Here is a 2,970-nt window from a genome sequence, read left to right on the forward strand (position 1 = left end):
AGGTGAAACCGACCAGCAGACCGCCGGTGACCTTGACCGCGAGGTTGTAGATGCCGGCGACGATCGCACCGAGCACCGTGAACACGATGAGGTTGAGGATCGCGACGACCGAGCCGAAGGCCAGCACCTGCGGCAGCCCGACGACCGCGCTCAGCTTTGCGCCGTCGGCGATGCCGGAGACGAACTCGTCGGCCTTGTCCATCAGCCCCGTGGCATCCACCACCAGGTAGATGAGCAGGAACGAGACGAGGGTCACGATCGCGATCGCGATCGCACCGAGGAAGGACAGCTTCACTGCCGACCAGAAGTCGATGTAGACCAGGCGCAGGCGCACCTGCTTGCTGGAGGTCTTGCGGGAAGACTTCTTCGCGAGCTTGTCGGCTACCGTGCTCATGCGTCAGTTCCTTCGGGGGCTTCGGGGGCTTCTGTCTCGGGGGCCGTACCGGAGTCCTCGGACTCGTCGCTGTCGGCCAGGCCGCGCTCGGTGTTCCGCGCGATCGCAAGGATCCGATCGTCCTCGTCGGTCCGGGCGAAAACCACGCCCATGGTGTTGCGACCCTTCGCCGGCACCTCGGCCACGGCAGAGCGTACCACCTTGCCGCTGGCAAGAACCACAAGGACCTCGTCGTCCTCCTGGACGATCAGACCCCCCGCCAGGATGCCCCGGTCGTCGTTCAGTTTGGCGACCTTGATGCCCTGACCGCCGCGGCCCTGCACGCGGTACTCGTCCACCGAGGTGCGCTTCGCATAGCCGCCATCGGTGACCACGAAGACGTAGCCGTCGCCCGTCACGAGCGAGGCGGACAGCAGGCTGTCCTCGCCGTTGAACCGCATGCCCTTGACGCCCTCGGTCGCGCGTCCCATCGGCCGCAGCGCCTCGTCGGTCGCCTGGAATCGCACCGACATGCCGTGCCGGCTGATCAGCAGGACGTCATCGGTGGCATCGGCGAGGAACGCGCTGACCAGCTCGTCGTCCTCGCGCAGGCGGATCGCGATGACACCGCCTTGACGGTTGGTGTCGTAATCGCCGAGACGGCTCTTCTTCACCAGTCCACCGCGCGTGGCGAGCACCAGGTACTGTGCCGCCTCGTAATCGCGCAGGTCGAGGATCTGCGCGATCTTCTCGTCCGGCTGCAGTGCGAGCAGGTTGGCGACGTGCTGGCCCTTCGCGTCGCGGCCGGCCTCCGGGATCTCGTACGCCTTGGTGCGGTAGACCCGGCCCTTGTCGGTGAAGAACAGCAGCCAGTGATGCGTGGTCGTCACGAAGAAGTGCTCGACGAGGTCGTCGGCCCGCAGCTGTGCGCCCTTGACGCCCTTGCCGCCGCGGTGCTGCGAACGGTAGTTGTCGCTGCGGGTGCGCTTGATGTAGCCCTCACGGGTGACCGTGATGACCATCTCCTCCTCGGCGATGAGGTCTTCCATCGAGACGTCACCGTCGAAGCCGTGCAGGATGTGGGTGCGGCGCTCGTCTCCGAACCGATCCACGATCGCGGTGAGCTCCTCGCGGATGATCTCGCGCTGGCGGCCCTCGTCCGCGATGATCTGCTTGTAGTCGGCGATCCGCACCTCGAGCTCGGCGGCCTCGTCGATGATGCGCTGGCGCTCCATCGCGGCGAGGCGCCGCAGCTGCATGTCGAGAATGGCCTGGGCCTGTTCCTCGTCGATGTCGAGGAGTTGCTGCAGACCCTCGTTTGCCTCCTGCGCCGAGGGGGAGCGGCGGATCAGGGCGATGACCTCGTCCAGTGCGTCGAGCGCCTTGAGGTAGCCCTGCAGGATGTGCATGCGCGCCTCGGCCTTGGCCAGGCGGAACTTCGTGCGGCGCACGATGACATCGACCTGGTGGGCGAGCCAGTGCGTGATGAAGCCGTCCAGCGCCAGCGTGCGCGGCACGCCGTCGACGATCGCGAGCATGTTGGCGCCGAAGTTGTCCTGCAGCTGCGTGTGCTTGTACAGGTTGTTCAGGACGACCTTCGCGACCGCGTCGCGCTTGAGCACGACCACCAGGCGCTGGCCGGTGCGATCGCTGGTCTCGTCCCGGATGTCGGCGATGCCGGCGACCTTGCCCTCCCGGACCAGGTCGCCGATCTTCACCGCGAGGTTGTCGGGGTTCACCTGATACGGCAGTTCGGTGATCACGAGGCACGTGCGGCCCTGGATCTCCTCGACGCCCACGACCGCGCGCATCGTGATGGATCCGCGTCCGGTGCGGTACGCCTCCTGGATCCCCTTCGTGCCCAGGATCTGCGCACCGGTCGGGAAGTCGGGGCCCGGGACGCGCTGGATCAGGCCCTCGAGCAGCTCCTCGCGGGGCAGGTCGGGATTCTCCAGCGCCCAGAGGGCGGCCTCGGACACCTCGCGCAGGTTGTGCGGCGGGATGTTCGTGGCCATGCCGACCGCGATGCCGATCGAGCCGTTCACCAGCAGGTTCGGGAACCGTGCGGGCAGCACGTCGGGCTCCTGCGTCTGCCCGTCGTAGTTGTCGGAGAAGTCGACCGTGGCCTCTTCGATGTCGCGCACCATCTCGAGCGCGAGCGGGGCCATCTTCGTCTCGGTGTACCGGGGGGCCGCGGCGCCCATGTTCCCGGGGGAGCCGAAGTTGCCCTGACCGAGTGCGAGCGGATAGCGCAGCGACCACGGCTGCACCAGCCGGACCAGGGCGTCGTAGATCGCGGAGTCGCCGTGCGGGTGGTACTGACCCATGACCTCGCCGACCACGCGGGCGCACTTGGAGAACGACTTGTCAGGGCGGAAGCCGCCGTCGTACATGCCGTAGATCACGCGGCGATGCACGGGCTTGAGCCCGTCGCGCACGTCGGGCAGTGCCCGGCCCACGATGACCGCCATCGCGTAGTCGAGGTAGGACCGCTGCATCTCCGACTGCAGRTCGACCYGGTCGATCTTGCCGTGGTTGTGCTCGGATTCGTTTCGTTCGTCCGTCATGTCTTCTTCTCGTCCTGCCCGTCTGGGGCC

Annotated in this window: 2 protein-coding genes; both read right to left on the reverse strand. The window is 67.1% G+C overall.

Features of this window, described 5'->3' with window-relative positions; all coding sequences use genetic code 11:
- Positions 1-394 (reverse strand): DUF3566 domain-containing protein (locus AC1DMN_RS18150; RefSeq protein ID WP_477384744.1); only part of this gene is annotated, 394 nt, incomplete at its 3' end.
- Positions 391-2,940 (reverse strand): DNA gyrase subunit A, encoded by a 2,550-nt coding sequence (gyrA, locus tag AC1DMN_RS18155; RefSeq protein ID WP_477384746.1) that lies wholly within the window; start codon positions 2,938-2,940, stop codon positions 391-393. The genes AC1DMN_RS18150 and gyrA, both read right to left, overlap by 4 nt.
- Positions 2,941-2,970 lie beyond the last annotated feature (30 nt).

The sequence above is a fragment of the Microbacterium sp. 01T413_2 genome (assembly GCF_056398985.1).